Raw genomic sequence first — 18182 nt, 5'->3', positions numbered from 1 at the left:
GAATGTAAGGATACGACAGAGTCGAATGGTATTTATCCCGTCAAGATCCCTCAGTAATGACACAAATCATGGTCAGCCTAATCGATAAAATAAACATGAAAATATCCAAAACATTGATAACAATGCGAGGCAAAAACCTCGCATTTATCTTATTGAGTTGGTTAGTCAACTTTATTGAGGTGAACATCCATTTGTGGGAAAGGAATTTCAATACCTTCTCTATCCAAACCTTCCTTAATCGCTTGCATCAAATCAAAATAGACATTCCAGTACTCACTCGTTTCAACCCATGGACGCACAACGAAATTTACCGAAGAATCTGCTAGCGCATGTACACCGACTTTGACCTCAGGATCTTTTAAAATACGCGAGTCTGCATGACAGATTTCGGTCAGTAATTGCTTGGTTTTTTGCAAATCTGCACGATATGAAACACCAATGACTAAATCAATCCGTCTTGTTTGATGACGAGAAAAGTTCGTTATAGGCCCGCTAATAACGCTGCTATTAGGCACAACCACCATTTTATTGTCCGGTGTTTTTAGAATGGTTTGGAAGATTTGAATAGATTCTACACTACCGCCTACCCCAGCAATCTGCACATAGTCACCTGATTTAAATGGACGAAAAGCAACAATCAACACACCAGCGGCAAAGTTCGACAATGAGCCTTGCAGCGCTAATCCCACCGCTAAACCAGCTGCACCGATGACGGCTACAACAGAAGCTGTCTGAACACCAATTCGGCTTAGTGCCGCAACCAAAACAATAATGAATAATAGATAACGGACTATCGCATGGATAAACTCGACGATCGCTTTATCCATATCTTTCTTTTCTAATACCTTAGCAACACCATTCGCAATCATTCTTACAATGATATTACCAATGAAAAGTATCAGAATGGCTGAAATTAGATTGATACCATACTGAATCAACAATTCAGAATTATTGCTCACCCAAGATTCCGCAGCCCCTAATCCATCAATGATTGGAGTTTCGATCTTCCCAGCATCTCCTGACATAGTCTATTTCCTCTAAAAATAATGCTTTTTAACAGATACTTATACAGTCATACAAATAGTCGTTCGTAAAAGATAAGTAATGGTGACGCTTTTCGCCATTCTTTTTAGTGCGTCTTATCTCATTCACAGCTTAAAAAGACAAGTAACAAAAAAGCCTGCTTATCAAAAGCAGGCTTTAACGCATAAACGGAGTATAAGACAGCGCGTAATTACAATACGTTAACTGCGTTTAGATCGGAGAATGCTTTCTCTAAACGTTTAACCATTGACTCTTGACCTTTGCGTAACCATACGCGTGGGTCGTAGTACTTTTTGTTTGGCGCATCTTCACCTGTTGGGTTACCGATTTGGCCTTGAAGGTAGTCATAGTTTTCCGCAGCATATTGACGGATACCATCCCAAGTTGCCCACTGAGTATCAGTATCGATATTCATTTTAATGACACCGTAGCTGATCGATTCTTGAATCTCTGCTTCAGACGAACCTGAACCACCATGGAATACAAAATTAAGTGAATTAGGAGCAAGACCAAATTTCTCAGAGCAGTATGCTTGAGAGTCGCGAAGAATGGTAGGAGTAAGAACCACGTTACCTGGCTTATAAACACCGTGAACGTTACCAAAAGACGCAGCAATAGTGAAACGATGGCTTATCGCTGTCAGTTTTTCATATGCATAAGCCACATCTTCTGGAGAAGTGTATAATTCTGACGTGTCCATGTCTGAGTTATCAACACCATCTTCTTCACCACCAGTACAACCTAGCTCGATTTCTAGCGTCATGTTCATTTTGGCCATACGCGCTAGGTACTTCGAGCAAATTTCGATGTTTTCCTCAAGTGATTCCTCTGACAAGTCAATCATGTGAGAAGAGAACAATGGCTTACCCGTTTGCGCGAAGAACTCTTCACCAGCATCAAGAAGACCATCAATCCATGGTAAAAGCTTCTTAGCCGCGTGATCGGTGTGAAGAATAACAGGTACACCGTAAGCTTCTGCCACTGCATGAACGTACTTAGCACCAGCAACAGCACCCAGGATTTGGCCACCTTGGCCTTCAAGTTTAACGCCTTTACCAGCAAAGAAAGCAGCACCACCGTTTGAAAATTGCACAACAACAGGGGCTTTAACTTTTGCAGCGGCTTCTAGTACTGCGTTTACAGAATCAGTACCAACCACGTTGACGGCTGGAAGAGCAAAGTTATTCTCTTTTGCTACTTCAAAAACTTTCTGTACGTCATCACCAGAAATCACGCCTGGTTTTACGAAATCGAAGATCTTAGACATGGCTGTCATCCTATTTATCTATCGTTTTAAAACAAAACTTATAAGTTAAAATTCTTACACACGCTTGCTACAACGGCAGTTACTCTATCAAAAAATCACCACCTATGCAGCAAACAAGAAAGCGGGAGACTTCTCCCGCTTTCCACTAATTACTTAGCGCGAGCTTCCAGCATCTCTACTGCAGGAAGCACTTTGCCTTCAACAAATTCAAGGAAAGCGCCGCCACCGGTGGAGATATAAGAGACATCGGCCTTGATACCAAACTTATCAATTGCCGCTAAGGTATCGCCACCACCAGCGACAGAAAAACCTTCCGATTGAGCAATTGCCTCTGAAATACCTTTAGTACCCGCTTCAAAATTCTTAAATTCAAATACACCCACTGGGCCGTTCCAAAGAATAGTCTTGGCATTCTTAAGAATGTTTGCCAGCTCAGCCGTGGAATCTGGACCCAAGTCGAAAATCATGTCGTCATCTTCAACATCGGCGACATTTTTAATTTCGGCTGGTGCATTCTCATCAAAAGCTTTCGCGCAAGCCACATCAGTTGCAACTGGAATTGCACACTCATCCATCAATTTTTTCGCAGTATCAACAAGATCTGCTTCATATAGTGATTTACCAACATTGTGTCCAGCCGCGGCAATAAAGGTATTGGCAATACCACCACCAACAACGAGCTGATCAGCCACTTTTGACAATGATTCAAGCACGGTTAATTTAGTCGATACTTTAGAGCCGCCCACAATGGCGACCATTGGGCGAGCTGGCTTGTCCATGGCTTTCGCTAGTGCCTCTAATTCATTGGCTAAAAGAGGACCTGCACATGCGATTGGTGCATGCATACCTACACCATGAGTGGATGCTTGTGCTCTGTGAGCAGTACCAAAGGCATCCATAACAAACACATCACAAAGTGCGGCGTATGCTTTAGAAAGCGCTTCTTCGTTTTTCTTCTCGCCTTTGTTAAATCGAACATTTTCAAGAACAACGAGTTCACCTGCGTTGAGCTCCAAGCCATCTAGATAATCTTTCGCCAGCTTAACGTCACAATCTAGAGCATCGTCTAGGTAATTCACAACAGGTTGTAGAGAGAACTCTTGCGCGTATTCACCTTCGGTCGGACGTCCAAGGTGAGATGTCACCATTACTTTTGCACCCGCCTCAAGACAGTGCTTGATGGTCGGTAAAGACGCCAAAATACGTGCATCAGAAGTTACTTTGCCTTCTTTTACTGGTACGTTAAGATCTGCACGAATAAATACACGCTTACCTGCTAAATCCAGGTCAGTCATCTTGATCACAGACATGATGTGTCCTCTCAAATATTAAAAATAAAATTTTATCGGTTCGACGCACAAGCCCAACCTATTGATTCTGTAAACTGGTTTAGATATGGAGATTATCAGTATTTATTTCAAGGCTAAAAATAAATATATCTCTAAGCCAAATTCAGTTTATTGCGCCGCTTGCATCGCAAGCGCGGTATCCAACATACGATTGGCGAAACCCCATTCGTTGTCACACCACACTAACATTTTCACCAAATGGCCGTTACTGACCCGAGTTTGTGTCCCATCAACAATCGCGCTATGTGGATCATGGTTAAAATCAATCGAAACAAGCGGAGCTTCAGTATAGTCAACTATTCCTCGTAATGTACACTGAGAAGCGGTGACTATGGTTTGATTTACGTCATTAACTTTCACATTTGTATGAACTGTGACACTCAAATCCATCGCTGTGACGTTTACTGTCGGAACTCTGACCGAAATAGCTTCAAATTTGTTAGAAAATTTCGGGAATATTCTTTCAATCCCCTTATGCAACTTAGTATCCACAGGGATGATTGATTGGCTCGCTGCACGTGTCCGTCTGAGATCAGTGTGGTAGGCATCGATAACTTGCTGATCGTTCATCGAAGAATGAATGGTTGTGATGGTGCCCGACTCAATTTCAAAAGCATCATCCAGCGCTTTAATAATGGGTACGATGCAATTGGTGGTGCAAGAGCCATTAGAAACCACCTTGTGTTCTGCTTTTAGTGTTGTGTGGTTAACACCATATATAATGGTGTTATCCAGATCATGAGATCCAGGATGAGAAAACAGTACTTTTTTTGCGCCCGCTTTAATATGTTCTTGACCATCCGCTTGCGTGCCAAAAACACCTGTACAATCTATGACTAAATCAACTTCCAGATCTCGCCAAGGTAATAAGTCGATCTCGGAGAGATGCAAGATGCGAATTGAGTCAAATTCCCCTGTCCCCTCATAAGGCACATCATGATGGATATAGATATGTTCTTGGTCATTGGTGATTTTCCTACCAAACCGACCATGGCTGGTATCATATTGCAGCAGATGCGCCATGGCATCGGGTTGGGCTAATTCGTTAACTGCAACAACTCTAATTTGCTGATTTTTTCCACTCTCATACACAGCACGAAGTACATTGCGACCGATACGGCCAAATCCATTGATCGCCACTTTTAGCATGAGTCCATCCCCTACATCATTTTCGTGTCATAAATACTACCTGATAGATGTATAAATCGCACCTAATAGTATTGACAAATAGAAAGCCGAGTAATGCATGCAATACTCGGCTCTTTTGCTTGATAGCGTGACTAATCCAATAGCTCTTTTGCTGTGTTCACCACATTTTCAGTGGTAAAGCCAAACATCTTGAACAGCTCATCAGCTGGTGCAGACTCACCAAAGGTGGTCATGCCTATGATGCGACCGTCAAAACCAACGTACTTGTACCAGAAGTCAGCAATACCCGCTTCAATGGCCACACGCGCGGTCACATCGGATGGTAGAACGCTTTCGCGGTAAGCCGCGTCTTGTCGGTCAAAGGCATCGGTCGATGGCATAGACACCACGCGCACGTTTGTGCCTTGCGCGCTTAGCTCCGCGGCCGCATTAACGGCAAGCTCTACTTCTGAGCCCGTAGCAATTAAAATAAGCTCTGGCTGACCTTGGCAGTCTTTTAGGATGTAACCACCTTTGGCAATGTTCGCGACTTGCTCTGCGCTGCGCGCTTGCTGCGCGAGATTTTGACGAGAGAAAATCAGTGCCGTTGGTGCGTCTTTACGCTCAATCGCCAGTTTCCAAGCTACTGCAGATTCAACCTGATCACACGGACGCCATGTGTTCATGTTTGGCGTCATGCGCAGCGAAGCCATTTGCTCAACAGGTTGGTGTGTTGGGCCATCTTCGCCCAAACCAATCGAGTCGTGCGTGTAGACTTGGATGTTTTGGATCTTCATCAGCGCCGCCATACGCATGGCGTTACGCGCGTATTCCATGAACATAAGGAAAGTCGCGCCATAAGGCACAAAACCACCGTGCAGAGCAATACCGTTCATGATGGCTGTCATACCAAATTCACGCACGCCGTAGTGGATATAGTTGCCTGACGCATCTTCTGCCGATACTGATTTAGAGCCAGACCACATGGTGAGGTTGGAAGGCGCTAAGTCGGCAGAGCCGCCCAAAAATTCTGGCAACATTTGACCAAAGGCTTCCAGCGCGTTTTGTGACGCTTTACGTGAAGCAATGTTGGCTGGGTTAGCTTGCAAGTCGGCAATGATTTGACGGGTTTTTTCTTCCCACTCAGCAGGCAATTCGCCATTGAGACGACGCTTAAGCTCCGCCGCTTCTGCTGGGTAAGCCGCAGCGTACGCGGCAAATTTGTCATTCCACGCCGCTTCTTTCGCTGCGCCAGCTTCTTTAGCGTCCCACTGGGCATACACATCCGCAGGGATTTCAAATGGACCGTGCTGCCAACCGAGTTGCTTACGAGTTGCCGCAATTTCATCAGCGCCAAGCGGAGCACCGTGACAATCATGAGAACCGGATTTATTTGGGGAACCAAAACCGATAATGGTCTTAGTACAAATTAAGGTTGGACGAGGATCGGCTTTCGCGGCTTTGATCGCCGCATCGATCGCGTCAGGATCGTGGCCATCAACCGCTGGAACAACATGCCAGCCGTAAGATTCAAACCGCTTAGGCGTATCGTCAGAGAACCAGCCTTCAACGTGACCATCGATTGAGATGCCGTTGTCATCCCAAAACGCGATAAGCTTACCAAGACCTAGTGTACCCGCTAGAGAGCACGCTTCGTGCGAGATCCCTTCCATCAAACAGCCATCGCCCATAAAAGCGTAGGTGTAGTGATCGACAATCTCATGGCTTGACTTGTTAAACTGCGCCGCAAGCGTTTTTTCAGCTAATGCCATACCGACTGCATTAGTAATACCTTGACCAAGAGGGCCGGTCGTGGTTTCCACACCTGGCGCGTAGCCATATTCTGGGTGGCCTGGCGTTTTCGAGTGCAGCTGACGGAAGTTTTTCAGCTCATCAATTGATAAAGCGTAACCTGAAAGGTGCAGCAGAGAGTAAATCAACATAGAGCCGTGGCCGTTAGACAGTACAAAACGGTCACGATCGGCCCATTCAGGGTTTGCTGGGTTATGATTTAGGTGCGAGCGCCAAAGAACTTCAGCGATATCGGCCATGCCCATTGGGGCGCCGGGGTGACCAGAATTGGCTTGTTGTACGCCGTCCATGCTAAGGGCACGAATAGCGTTAGCTAGGTGTTTGCGGGAAGACATGTTTGCTCCTGAGTGCATTAAGCGAAAACAGATTTGATGGTCTTTTATTCTCTCAGAGCGTCCAGAACACTGCAAACGTTTACTTACCGAAAATACCTCCAAATTTCATTATAAAAACATAAAACTCAATGATATCTGTGTAGAACAAGATGATAAATAACATATGTAATAAATGGAAAAAAAACTTGAATTTGGTTTGAGGAAAACTAGAATAGACGTCTAGAAGTAGATACACCTACTATTATTCATACTATTCAGCGCTAGTGAATCTAGACATTCACTAACTCAAAAAATTAAAGCGGAGCTATCATGGCTAAACACCTGTTTACTTCTGAGTCCGTATCAGAAGGTCATCCAGATAAAATTGCAGACCAGATTTCTGATGCAGTTCTTGATGCAATCCTTGAACAAGATCCTAAAGCTCGTGTTGCGTGTGAAACGTACGTGAAAACTGGCATGGTAATGGTAGGTGGGGAAATTACGACATCTGCTTGGGTAGATATTGAAGAGCTGACTCGCCAAACCGTGCGTGAAATTGGCTACATTAACTCAGAAATGGGATTTGATGCAGACTCTTGCGCCGTTCTAAATACTATCGGTAAGCAATCGCCAGATATTAACCAGGGCGTCGATAAAAGCGATCCTAAAGAACAAGGTGCAGGCGACCAAGGCATTATGTTTGGTTATGCAACCAATGAGACCGATGTGTTAATGCCAGCACCTATTACCTATTCTCACCTGTTGGTTCAAAAACAGGCAGAAGTACGTAAAAATGGAACGCTGCCTTGGTTGAGGCCAGATGCCAAATCTCAAGTTACTTTCCAATATGATCAAGGTAACATTGTTGGTATCGATGCTGTCGTACTCTCAACTCAACACAGCGACTCAATCTCTACCCCAGACCTTCGTGAAGCGGTAATGGAAGAGATCATCAAACCTGTTCTTCCTGCGGAGTGGTTAAATAAAGATACCAAATACTTCATCAACCCGACAGGTCGCTTTGTTATTGGTGGCCCAATGGGTGACTGTGGTTTAACCGGTCGCAAAATCATCGTAGACACCTATGGCGGTGCAGCTCGTCATGGCGGCGGCGCTTTCTCTGGAAAAGATCCATCAAAAGTCGACCGTAGTGCTGCATATGCTGCACGTTATGTGGCAAAAAACATTGTCGCCGCTGGACTGGCTGAGCGCTGTGAAATTCAGCTGTCTTATGCCATTGGTATTGCCGATCCAACCTCTATTATGGTCGAAACATTTGGAACAGAAAAAGTATCCAGAGATATTATTGTTGAAGCGGTTCGTCAGCATTTTGATCTGCGCCCATATGGTCTTCAAGAAATGCTTAACCTGCTGCAGCCCATCTACAAGAAAACGGCGGCTTATGGCCACTTTGGTCGCGAAGAATTCCCGTGGGAAGCGACTGATAAAGCCGTTCTACTACGCGAGTTTGCTGGTTTAAACTAGTTTAATTTCGATGTGCTATTAACAAAGGGCTTCTGGTTATCCAGAAGCCCTTTGTTTTATGCCACAAAAAGCAAACAGCAAATTTGTATTTTTTTGTTCCGGGGTCAATAGTTAACAAAAGGTTAAGAGATACTGAAACATTTCTTACCGCATACCTACAGATGCGCAGCTTAACAAGCAGTCGCAAAGCCGAGCATCGTGTTCTAAGACGTTACTTTCACAGCAAAGTAATTTATGGCAGAGAATCGATCAAGGAGGACGTATGCCTCGTACGGTGAACCAACAAGAAGACATAGAAGATAAACAACAACCCGTGCCTGACAGTGAGTACGCACGCACGATTCCGTGCAATGATCTCAATATTTCAGCGCCCTTTCATTGGTTGTCACTTGGATTGCAAGATTTTATACGTATCCCATTGATAAGTGCGTTTTACGGCTTATGTTTCATGGTCGCAGCAATAGGAATAGTCTTGCTCGTTCAGTGGCAAGGAACACATTTGGTGGTGATGCCAAGCTTGATCGTATATGGCCTAATAGGCCCCTTTCTTGCTCTAGGGCTTTACGATGCCAGTTGGGAGCTCGAAAAAGGACATAAACCTAAATTATTACACTCGATGAAAGCGATTGGGCGAAACTCTTCTTCTCAATGGGCTTTTGCGGTATTACTGGCCGTATGTATGATTTTCTGGATGCGTATTGCCGCCCTACTTCATGCCCTTTATCCTTCCGTTCAAGGCGCTCCGATTACAGAATTTCTTCCTTTTCTAGTAATAGGTTCACTAGTTGGTGCTGTTTTAGCGGCAATCGTATTTAGCATCTCAGCTTTTTCCATTCCACTGATGATGGAACGTCGAGTTGATATGATGACAGCCGTATTTACGAGTTTCAACGCTGTCAAATCGAACATTCCAGCGATGATCGTTTGGGGAGCTATTATTTGTGGCGGTATTTTAATTGGATTTGCAACCTACGGAATAGGCATGTTTTTTACCATACCTATTTTGGGCTATGGCACATGGCACGCTTATCATGATGCAATAAGGAAAAAGCATCATTAGATCTCAAACTTTATACGTTATATGATTCGCCCCAAGTAAGGGGCGAATTTATTGGGAGAATAAGTGGATAAGGAACTTTGCTATCGAGCACAAAAGGCTGTGGTACAATGCATAACAATCGCTCAACGTCATTTTCAGCATTCCTTCCCTATACCAAGCGTTAATTACAGATTGAGAGGAAAAACTGCGGGTAAAGCTTACTTACAGCTCAATCAGATTCGCCTGAATCCGGTTCTTTTCCAAGAAAATCAGCAAGCATTTCTACATGAAGTCATCCCACACGAAGTGGCCCATCTCATCACATACCAAATGTATGGCAGAGTAAGACCACATGGTAAAGAATGGCAACACATCATGGAGTCAGTGTTTGAAGCCAGCGCTCAAACCACTCATAACTTCACAATCACTTCGGTGCAAGGGAAAATGTTTGAGTATCAATGTGGATGCCAACGACATCAGCTCACCATTCGCCGCCACAATAAGGTTTTGCGCAATCAAAACTCATATCAGTGTAAACTCTGTATGCAAACCTTGGTATACATTGATTGATGATTGACGACTAGACTATATATTTCCAACTACTTGCTCGACGATGCTAGGCCAACTGCAAAACCAACAAATACACCACCACTCACCTTGTTTAATCTGTGTTTATTTTTCGCTGAGGCAAGCTTCACCTTAGCTCTATGCGCTATCAATGAATAGATGCTGTGAATCAATACCACAAGACAGCTAAATGTCACCGCCATTACAAATAGCTGGCTGGTATGATTTTTTGAGGCATCGATAAACTGAGGGAACACTGACACGAAAAATACAATCGCTTTCGGGTTTGAAATAGAAACTAAAAAACCTTCCGCAAAGCAGCGGAAAATAGAATCGCTCGCAGAGCCAATATCAACCTCATCAGAGACTTTGCTGCGCCACATCCTTATACCTAAATAAAGTAAGTAAACGGCCCCAACAAACTTAATCACACTAAAAGCAAACGCAGACTGAGCAAGCACAATCCCTAAGCCAGTTGCCGATATCGCCGAAATGCAAAGAATGGCAGTAGCAATACCTAAAATCCCACATAAGGCTTTCTTCCTACCTTTTTGCACTGAATTGTTCAATGTGAGCATAACCGCAGGACCAGGCAAACATATGGTAGCTGCCGCAAGGCTTACGTAAAGGATGTAATTTTCCATATAGTCCCCCATAATAACAGAAAACATCAATCACTAAGATTATTCACAAGTTCAGCCAAACCTGTATGACATCCAATTTTCATGCAAAAGTTAAGAAATTAATAGACTTAATCATTAAATATTTGAAGTGTTATTGAACCTTTGTATTGGCTACCAATATCGAGCATAAGAAATGACCATCACTTTCATAAACACTAAAATCAATCATTATTTTTGACTCATCGATTTAGCGTCTAAGCCCCTTGTTTTTTCTCTACTATGCATCCATGTTAGAGATTCAGCTTTCATTTTATGGCCGGACATATACCCTGATGCGAATTCCACGAATTTTTCACCCTGAAGCTATCACTCAGCTCGGACACATAACCCTAGATGACGATGCAGCTGGCCATGTGGGCAGGGTTCTACGTATGAAAGCTGGCCATGAAGTACTACTCTTCGATGGACTGGGTGCTGAGTTTCCCTCTATTATCACCGAAGTAAGCAAAAAGTCTGTCACTGTTGAAGTCACCAAACGGTTAGAACGAAGCAGCGAATCTCCCCTTGACCTTCATTTAGGCCAAGTGATCTCGCGCGGTGATAAAATGGAATTCACGATACAAAAATCTGTTGAACTTGGAGTGAATACCATTACGCCGCTTATTTCAGAAAGATGTGGCGTTAAATTAGACCAGAAACGCTTCGATAAAAAGCTGTCTCAATGGCAAAAAGTTGCCATTAGCGCTTGTGAACAAAGTGGTAGGAACATTGTCCCTACAATCCGCCCAGTGATGTCACTAGAGCAGTGGTGCACTGAAGAATATGATGGTTTAAAGCTCAATTTGCACCCACGGGCAACGTATTCAATCAATACGTTACCCGCACCGGTTAAAAAGGTACGGCTTCTTATTGGTCCAGAAGGTGGATTGTCCTCTGAAGAAATCGACAAAACAAGACATTATCAGTTTGAAGAAGTCCTTCTCGGTCCAAGAGTTCTGCGCACAGAAACCGCTGCGTTAACCGCAATAACAGCCCTGCAAGTTCGCTTTGGTGACCTTGGCTAATGGAGAATAACATGATCAAATTAGGCATTGTAATGGACCCTATAGAGGCCATTAACATCAAGAAAGATTCAAGCTTCGCTATGATGCTAGAGGCACAGCGCCGCGGTTACGAAATTCACTATATGCAAATGGAAGATCTCCACCTTGATCAAGGTGTTGCATTTGCCGATACCAAAGTCGTTCGACTAAAAGAAGATCCTAATACTTGGTTTGAATTTAAATCACAACAGACCATCAAACTTGGCGATCTTGACGCAATATTGATGCGTAAAGATCCACCATTTGACACAGAATATATCTACGCGACCTACATTCTGGAACGAGCAGAGCAGCAAGGCAGTCTGATTGTGAATAAGCCTCAAAGCCTACGTGATTGTAATGAAAAACTATTTACGGCTTGGTTCCCTGAACTGACTCCGACGACGATAGTCACACGTAAAGCGGAAAAAATTAAACAATTTAGTCAAAAGCACGGAGATGTGATCCTCAAACCATTAGATGGCATGGGAGGTGCATCTATTTTCCGTGTTAAAGCCGATGATCCCAACGTATCTGTGATCGTTGAAACCTTGACTAACCATGGTCAAAACTATGCGATGGCGCAAACTTTTGTTCCAGATATTAGTAATGGTGACAAGCGAATTCTGATCGTTGATGGTGAAGTGATGCCCTATTGTCTTGCTCGTATTCCGGCACAAGGGGAAACGCGAGGTAACCTCGCCGCAGGAGGAACTGGTGAGCCAAGACCACTTACCGAGACAGATAAACAGATAGCAGCGGCTGTAGCGCCTACACTTAAAGAGAAAGGTTTGATATTTGTAGGTCTAGACGTCATTGGTGACAAGCTGACTGAGATAAACGTAACCAGCCCAACGTGTATTCGTGAGATAGAGGCGGCGTTTGATATCTCAATAACGGGCAAGCTAATGGATGCGATAGAGCAACGCATCGGCAGACAATGATTGCCCAAGGATCATGGGTGAACAATAGGCACCTGAGTTTACGCTGGAGTAACTATGAATTTAACCAACCACTTTTTAGTTGCGATGCCAGGGATGAAAGATCCCTACTTCCAACGCAGTGTCATCTATGTGTGCGAGCACAATGATGACGGAGCTATGGGTTTAATGATTAATGCTCCTATCGATATCACCGTGGGAAAAATGCTCAAACAAGTTGATGTGGAAGCAAGACAGCCTCAACTCAAAACTGGCAGCCTTGAGAAGCCGGTCCTCAATGGTGGTCCAGTCTCCGGTGACAGAGGTTTTATTCTTCACCAACCCAAAGATCATTATGAGTCCAGTATTCAAATGACAGATTCCATCTCTGTTACCACTTCTAAAGACATACTCGCCGTGCTGGGTACCGAACAAGAACCTAGTGAATATATCGTCGCTTTGGGATATTCCGGCTGGGAACCCGGCCAACTGGAAATCGAGCTTTCTGAAAACTCTTGGCTAACCATTGAAGCCGATCCTGATGTGATGTTTAATACCCCCATTAACGAACGTTGGCAAAAAGCGGTACAAATGCTGGGTATTGAGGCGTCTCAACTCTCTAGCGATGTAGGGCATGCCTAATATTTATCTCTGAACATTATGTCTAAAACAATTATGGCTTTTGACTTTGGCACTAAGAGTATTGGTAGTGCCATTGGTCAAGAAATAACAGGCACAGCCTCGCCCCTCAAAGCATTTAAAGCCAATGATGGCATTCCAAATTGGGACGATATCGAAAAGCAAATCAAAGAATGGCAACCGAATTTACTGGTCGTTGGATTACCAACCGATCTTCACGGTAACGATCTCGATAGTATTACTCCAAGAGCACGAAAGTTTGCCAAACGACTGCATGGCCGTTTTGGTTTACCTGTAGAACTGCATGACGAACGTCTTTCGACCACTGAGGCTCGTTCCGATTTATTTCAAATCGGCGGCTATAAAGCCCTCAGCAAAGGTAATGTAGACTGTCAATCTGCTGTAGTAATACTGGAAAGTTGGTTTGAAGCACAATATGGATAACTGGAATATCCTAATCCAGTTAATCCATATCGATTTTTACATCCGCCAATGCACCACCACCAAAGCTATCACCTCGCTTGGTTTTGAGCATGATACGTAAGTCATTGGCTGAGTCTGCGCTATGAAGTGCATCATCTTCGGTAATTTTATCGTCAATCACCAATTGATATAGCGCCTGATCAAAGGTTTGCATCCCCGATTGCTGAGATTTGCCCATGGTCGCTTTAAGCTCGTGCAGATCGCCACGGCGAATAAGATCCGAAACCCGAGGGCTGTTAAGTAAGATTTCAAAAACACCATGACGCCCATTGCCATTTTTGTCACGAAGCAGTTGCTGGGCGATGACACCTCTGAGGTTCATCGAAAGATCAAATAAAAACTGCTCTTTTTGCTCTTTCGGCACGAGGTGAAGAATGCGTTCAAGAGCCTGATTAGCGTTGTTCGCATGTAACGTCGCCATACATAAATGACCGGTTTCAGCAAAGGTCATCGCAAACTCCATCGTTTCACGAGATCGAATCTCGCCAATCAAGATCATATCTGGAGCTTGCCTCAACGAGTTTTTTAAAGCCACTTCATAACTCTGGGTGTCTAAACCAACTTCTCGCTGGGTAACGATACATTTATCGTGTTGATGGACAAACTCTATTGGGTCTTCAACCGTTAAAATATGGCCACTTCGATGACTGTTTCGATAGCCTGTCATCGCGGCAAGAGTGGTCGATTTACCCGATCCCGTCGCGCCAACGACCAAGACTAAACCTCGCTTTGCTATTGATAAGTCTTTGAGCGTTTCCGGCAGTTTCAGTTGCTCAAACGTCGGAATACTGGTTTCAATACGGCGAATCACGGCGCCTGGCAGTTCACGTTGATAAAATGCCGAAACTCGAAAACGGCCAAAGTCTTTGACTACCGCAAAGTTTGCTTCTCGGCTCTGCGCATACTCCTTTTGACGATCCTCATCCATCATCGCGTGAAGTAAAGTGAGTACGGCTTGAGATGGCAAAATATCTCCCAGAGGTTTCAATTCACCATTGACACGGTACAGCAAAGGGGCACCGACAGTAATGTACAAATCTGACGCCTTCTCGCTCAACATACCTTGTAGACAAGCATTAATATCCATTACGTACTCTCTCAAATTATTCCAGATTCAGCTTCAATTTTCTTTGCCACTTCTTCAGCATCGACAAGCCCTTGAGCTATCAACTGCTTAGCATGCTGCTCCATGGTCTGCATACCATGTGCCGCGCCAGTCTGGATAACCGATTGCATCTGAGCCACTTTGTCTTCACGGATAAGGTTTCTTATCGCAGGTGTTGCCATCATGATTTCGTGACAAGCCACTCGACCACCACCAATTTTTTTCAACAGCTTCTGCGCAATGACCGCTCTCAGTGATTCAGAAAGCATTGAGCGAACCATGCCTTTATCACTACCAGGAAACACATCAATGATACGATCAATCGTTTTCGCCGCAGAGCTGGTATGCAAAGTTCCAAACACCAAATGCCCTGTTTCTGCGGCAGTAAGTGCAAGACTGATGGTTTCTTGATCCCTAAGCTCGCCCACTAAGATAACATCAGGGTCTTCTCTCAAAGCACTGCGCAGTGCATTGTTAAAACTGAGCGTATCTTTATGTACTTCGCGCTGATTTAACAAGCATTTGTTGTTGGCATGGACAAATTCTATCGGATCTTCAATGGTCAAAATGTGCTTGTTTTGGTTTCGATTAATGTAATCGACCATAGCAGCAAGCGTGGTCGATTTTCCCGAACCGGTTGGCCCAGTGACGAGAATTAGGCCCTTTTCCATATTAGCGATGCTCTCAAAAATCGCTGGGGCTTCTAATTGCTCTAAGGTCGGTATCACAGTGGGTATAGTACGAAATACCGCAGAGCACCCTCGTGACTGATTAAAGGCATTAACGCGAAAACGACCGACATCTGGAAGTTCAAAGGAAAAATCAACTTCTAAATGTTCCTCAAATTCGCTACGCTGAGCATCGCTCATGATGTCAGAAATTAATCGATGAACTTCGGCGTGGTTCAATGCAGGTACTCCGAGCTTTCTTACCTCGCCATCAATACGTACCATTGGAGATACACCAGAAGAAAGATGTAGATCTGACGCATTATGCTTTACACTAAAGTCCAGTAACTCAGCAATATCCATTTCAAATCCTTACTAAAGTTAGCTATGAGTAGTATTCAAAAAAATATTGAACAAATAACCTCACAGATTACAGCGGCACAACAAAAGTGTGGACGCCCATTGGGATCCGTGCAACTTCTGGCAGTAAGTAAAACCAAACCTAAGCAAGCTATTTTGGACGCAGCTCTCGCTGGCCAAGTCGCCTTTGGTGAAAACTATGTCCAAGAAGGTGCTGATAAAGTTGACTATTTTTCAAAGCATCACCCAGATTTAGACTTAGAATGGCACTTTATTGGCCCAATACAATCGAATAAAACTCGCCTTGTTGCAGAAAGCTTTGCTTGGGTTCATACCATAGACAGAGCAAAAGTAGCCCAGCGCCTAAACGATCAGCGCCCTGAAGGTATGCAGCCTCTTCAAGTACTTATTCAAGTGAATACCAGCAGTGAAAGCTCGAAATCTGGGACAAGTGAAGAACAAGAAATCTTTGCATTGGCTGAGTTGATTTCTTCACTTCCCAACCTCACTTTAAGAGGGTTGATGTCAATTCCTGCCAATGTAGCTAATTATCAAGCGCAATTAGCCGCATTTACCCAATTAGCCGAGATGAAAAACACATTGGCTCAACGCTTTCCCGATCTGCCCTTAGATACGCTTTCAATGGGGATGAGCGGAGATATGGAGGCGGCCATTGAAGCAGGAAGTACCATGGTACGTATTGGCACCGCTATTTTCGGAGCTCGTGACTACAACAAGCCCTAAACCAACTAAAAAGTGGAATAATGGAACATAAGAATATCGCCTTCATTGGCGCAGGCAATATGGTTAAGGCTATCGTTTCTGGTTTAATCGCTGGAGGCTATCCGGCTTCTTGTATCACAGCGACAGCACCTTCACAGACAAGGCGTCAACCGCTAGAGCAAGAGTTTTTCATTCAAACCACAAGTGACAACATTACGGCTGCAGAGCAAGCCGATGTTGTTGTGTTATCCGTCAAGCCGCAAATGATGCAAGAGGTATGCTCTGCACTACAACCTGTTGATTGGTCAAATAAACTGGTTATTTCCATTGCCGCCGGAATCACTTGTCAACGTCTGTGTGAGATGCTTAATAGCAAGCCAAACATTGTGCGTGTTATGCCAAATACACCAGCCCAACTTGGCCTAGGCATGAGCGGAATGTATGCCCCTGAACAAGTCAGTGAATTGGACAAATCGTTTGCCACCGATTTAATGAACTCTGTTGGTCAAACATGCTGGGTGAGAGAAGAAAGCGGCATCAACAATGTTATCGCTGCAGCGGGAAGTGCGCCAGCTTATTTCTTCTTGTTTATGGAAGCGATGCAGGCAGAAGTGATTGCGCAAGGTTTTGATAAGCAAACCGCTAGACAATTAGTTCAACAATCTGCTTTGGGCGCTGCGCAAATGGTCATTGCAAATCCACAAATAGAGTTAGCGACCCTGCGCGAGCAAGTCACTTCAAAAGGTGGTACCACCGCAGAAGCGCTGCGCACATTTAACGAACACCAACTTTCGGATATAGTGGCAAAAGCGATGCAAGCTGCCGTTACACGTGCCGAAGAAATGGAAAAACTATTTTAATCCGCTTGAGCCTTGGCTCCACGAAATTAAGGGTAATCTATGAATTCAATGAGTTTTCTAATTTCCACCCTGTTTGATCTCTATATCATGGTAGTGATCTTACGTATTTGGTTGCAGGCTGCACGGGCAGACTTCTACAACCCGTTCTCACAGTTCATTGTGAAAGCAACTCAACCTGTCATTGCCCCACTTCGACGCGTTATTCCGTCGGTTGGCAGTATCGACCTTGCGACTGTATTTTTTGCTTATGTACTGTGCATTCTTAAGTTTGTTGCGCTGATACTGGTCGCGTCGAGTGGTTCAGTGTCTTTTAGCGCTGAATTCTTATACCTTGGATTGCTGTCGCTAGTGAAAGCTGCGGGTGGCTTACTATTCTGGGTGCTTCTTATTCGTGCTATTTTAAGTTGGGTCAGTCAAGGACGCAGTCCAATAGAATACGTGTTCCATCAGTTAACTGAGCCTATGCTCGCGCCGATCAGACGAATCATTCCAGCGATGGGCGGGTTTGACCTCAGCGTGCTTGTGCTTTTTATTGGCTTACAGTTCGCGAACTTTTTGATGGGCGATCTGATTGGCCCAATATGGTACCAGTTATAACAATAGATACTGTTTTTCAGGCTAACATCATTTTACAAAAAGCCATCGCAAGATGGCTTTTTCCTTACTTAGCGGCATACCAAGAATACAGAATAATGATGAGAAGCCATTCTCATC

18 protein-coding genes are annotated in these 18182 nt (G+C 44.2%); 10 read left to right on the top strand and 8 right to left on the bottom strand.

Features of this window, described 5'->3' with window-relative positions; all coding sequences use genetic code 11:
* Positions 1–161: 161 nt before the first annotated feature.
* The 5 genes from mscS to tkt all read right to left on the bottom strand — a co-directional run bounded on the left by mscS (position 162) and on the right by tkt (position 6935).
* Positions 162–1025 carry a small-conductance mechanosensitive channel MscS gene (gene mscS, locus QQK21_RS04890; protein ID WP_284191068.1) on the bottom strand — a complete coding sequence of 288 codons (864 nt, stop codon included), beginning with the start codon at positions 1023–1025 and terminating at the stop codon, positions 162–164.
* A gap of 209 nt (positions 1026–1234) precedes the next feature.
* Entirely contained in the window at positions 1235–2311 is a 1077-nt protein-coding gene (gene fbaA / locus QQK21_RS04885; RefSeq protein WP_284191067.1) for a class II fructose-bisphosphate aldolase, read from the bottom strand.
* A 149-nt stretch (positions 2312–2460) separates the two neighbouring features.
* Positions 2461–3621, bottom strand: coding sequence for a phosphoglycerate kinase (locus QQK21_RS04880; RefSeq protein ID WP_284191066.1), 1161 nt, complete (start codon positions 3619–3621; stop codon positions 2461–2463).
* Positions 3622–3768: 147 nt separating this feature from the next.
* Positions 3769–4809, bottom strand: a complete 1041-nt coding sequence (gene epd / locus QQK21_RS04875) for an erythrose-4-phosphate dehydrogenase (protein WP_284191065.1) — start codon at positions 4807–4809, stop codon at positions 3769–3771.
* Between the two features lie 131 nt (positions 4810–4940).
* Complete coding sequence (gene tkt / locus QQK21_RS04870; RefSeq protein WP_284191064.1) at positions 4941–6935, bottom strand: transketolase; 1995 nt, start codon at positions 6933–6935, stop codon at positions 4941–4943.
* 309 nt (positions 6936–7244) lie between these two features.
* Between tkt and metK the strand changes: the two genes are divergently transcribed.
* From metK to QQK21_RS04855, 3 genes are all read left to right on the top strand, one after another.
* Positions 7245–8399: a methionine adenosyltransferase gene (gene metK, locus QQK21_RS04865; RefSeq protein WP_284191063.1), complete on the top strand. Its 1155-nt coding sequence runs from the start codon at positions 7245–7247 to the stop codon at positions 8397–8399.
* A 262-nt stretch (positions 8400–8661) separates the two neighbouring features.
* Positions 8662–9459 carry a DUF2189 domain-containing protein gene (locus tag QQK21_RS04860; RefSeq protein ID WP_284191062.1) on the top strand — a complete coding sequence of 266 codons (798 nt, stop codon included), beginning with the start codon at positions 8662–8664 and terminating at the stop codon, positions 9457–9459.
* Between the two features lie 63 nt (positions 9460–9522).
* Positions 9523–10008 (top strand): SprT family zinc-dependent metalloprotease, encoded by a 486-nt coding sequence (locus QQK21_RS04855; RefSeq protein ID WP_284191061.1) that lies wholly within the window; start codon positions 9523–9525, stop codon positions 10006–10008.
* Positions 10009–10037: 29 nt separating this feature from the next.
* On the opposite strand, the gene QQK21_RS04850 is transcribed toward QQK21_RS04855, so the two are convergent.
* The gene (locus tag QQK21_RS04850) at positions 10038–10649 is read right to left on the bottom strand and encodes a LysE family translocator (RefSeq protein ID WP_284191060.1); all 612 of its coding nucleotides are present in this window, start codon (positions 10647–10649) and stop codon (positions 10038–10040) included.
* A 311-nt stretch (positions 10650–10960) separates the two neighbouring features.
* On the opposite strand from QQK21_RS04850, the gene rsmE reads away from it, so the two are divergent.
* The 4 genes from rsmE to ruvX are packed head-to-tail and all read left to right on the top strand — an operon-like array spanning position 10961 to position 13713.
* Positions 10961–11692, top strand: a complete 732-nt coding sequence (gene rsmE, locus QQK21_RS04845; RefSeq protein WP_284191059.1) for a 16S rRNA (uracil(1498)-N(3))-methyltransferase — start codon at positions 10961–10963, stop codon at positions 11690–11692.
* Positions 11693–11703: 11 nt separating this feature from the next.
* The gene (gene gshB, locus QQK21_RS04840; RefSeq protein ID WP_284191058.1) at positions 11704–12654 is read left to right on the top strand and encodes a glutathione synthase; all 951 of its coding nucleotides are present in this window, start codon (positions 11704–11706) and stop codon (positions 12652–12654) included.
* Positions 12655–12708: 54 nt separating this feature from the next.
* Positions 12709–13272, top strand: coding sequence for a YqgE/AlgH family protein (locus tag QQK21_RS04835; protein ID WP_284191057.1), 564 nt, complete (start codon positions 12709–12711; stop codon positions 13270–13272).
* An 18-nt stretch (positions 13273–13290) separates the two neighbouring features.
* Complete coding sequence (gene ruvX / locus QQK21_RS04830) at positions 13291–13713, top strand: Holliday junction resolvase RuvX (protein WP_284191056.1); 423 nt, start codon at positions 13291–13293, stop codon at positions 13711–13713.
* A 19-nt stretch (positions 13714–13732) separates the two neighbouring features.
* Here ruvX and QQK21_RS04825 read toward each other — a convergent pair whose 3' ends face one another.
* Entirely contained in the window at positions 13733–14839 is a 1107-nt protein-coding gene (locus QQK21_RS04825) for a PilT/PilU family type 4a pilus ATPase (protein WP_284191055.1), read from the bottom strand.
* 11 nt (positions 14840–14850) lie between these two features.
* Positions 14851–15888, bottom strand: a complete 1038-nt coding sequence (locus QQK21_RS04820; RefSeq protein WP_284191054.1) for a type IV pilus twitching motility protein PilT — start codon at positions 15886–15888, stop codon at positions 14851–14853.
* Between the two features lie 24 nt (positions 15889–15912).
* On the opposite strand from QQK21_RS04820, the gene QQK21_RS04815 reads away from it, so the two are divergent.
* The 3 genes from QQK21_RS04815 to QQK21_RS04805 are packed head-to-tail and all read left to right on the top strand — an operon-like array spanning position 15913 to position 18065.
* Complete coding sequence (locus QQK21_RS04815; protein ID WP_284191053.1) at positions 15913–16629, top strand: YggS family pyridoxal phosphate-dependent enzyme; 717 nt, start codon at positions 15913–15915, stop codon at positions 16627–16629.
* 20 nt (positions 16630–16649) lie between these two features.
* Entirely contained in the window at positions 16650–17468 is an 819-nt protein-coding gene (proC, locus tag QQK21_RS04810) for a pyrroline-5-carboxylate reductase (protein WP_284191052.1), read from the top strand.
* Between the two features lie 39 nt (positions 17469–17507).
* Positions 17508–18065 (top strand): YggT family protein, encoded by a 558-nt coding sequence (locus QQK21_RS04805; protein WP_284191051.1) that lies wholly within the window; start codon positions 17508–17510, stop codon positions 18063–18065.
* Positions 18066–18182: the final 117 nt, after the last annotated feature.

Source organism: Vibrio zhanjiangensis (assembly GCF_030161235.1).
GTDB lineage: Bacteria > Pseudomonadota > Gammaproteobacteria > Enterobacterales > Vibrionaceae > Vibrio > Vibrio zhanjiangensis.
Note: the sequence above shows the minus strand (reverse complement) of the source record. Positions and strands in the feature narration are given on the sequence as shown.